Origin of the sequence: Streptococcus mitis subsp. hohhotensis (genome assembly GCF_000722775.1) — a bacterium.
Lineage (GTDB): Bacteria > Bacillota > Bacilli > Lactobacillales > Streptococcaceae > Streptococcus > Streptococcus carlssonii.
Genome location: NZ_JPFZ01000002.1, coordinates 1 through 434, shown reverse-complemented (window position 1 = coordinate 434; position 434 = coordinate 1). Strand labels below are relative to the sequence as shown.

Below are 434 nucleotides of genomic sequence, written 5' to 3'. Positions count from 1 at the left end.
CGTTTGATTGGTGTAAGAGCCTGAGCCCCTTTTGCTTGTGCATCCTCAATCAATCCCCAAATAAAGTCGGCTGAAGCATTGTCAATAACAGGTGTAATATCAGCATTGTCAAATGGGTCACCAACTGTTAATTTAGCAACCTCTGCTTGAAGCAAAGTAGCTAATGTATCTGCTACACTTTCGAGAACAATGACACGTTTAATGGCCGTGCAACGTTGGCCTGAGTAGCTAAAGGCACCTGCAACGATTTGCTTAGTGGCATGTTCCAAATCTGCATCTTCTAGTACAAGAGCTGCATCTTTCCCGCCAAGCTCCAGCATGATAGGACGCATACCAGCTAAACGACCAATACGTTTTCCGATAGGAGTTGAACCTGTAAAGTTGATGAAGTTGACTTCTTTGTGCTCAATGATATAATCCCCAATTTCTGAACC

Annotated in this window: 1 protein-coding gene; it reads right to left on the bottom strand. The window is 43.5% G+C overall.

Going from position 1 to position 434, the window contains the following annotated elements; all coding sequences use genetic code 11:
- A partial coding sequence (locus SK608_RS00010) for an aldehyde dehydrogenase family protein (RefSeq protein WP_033675576.1) occupies window positions 1-434 on the bottom strand: 434 nt, incomplete at both ends.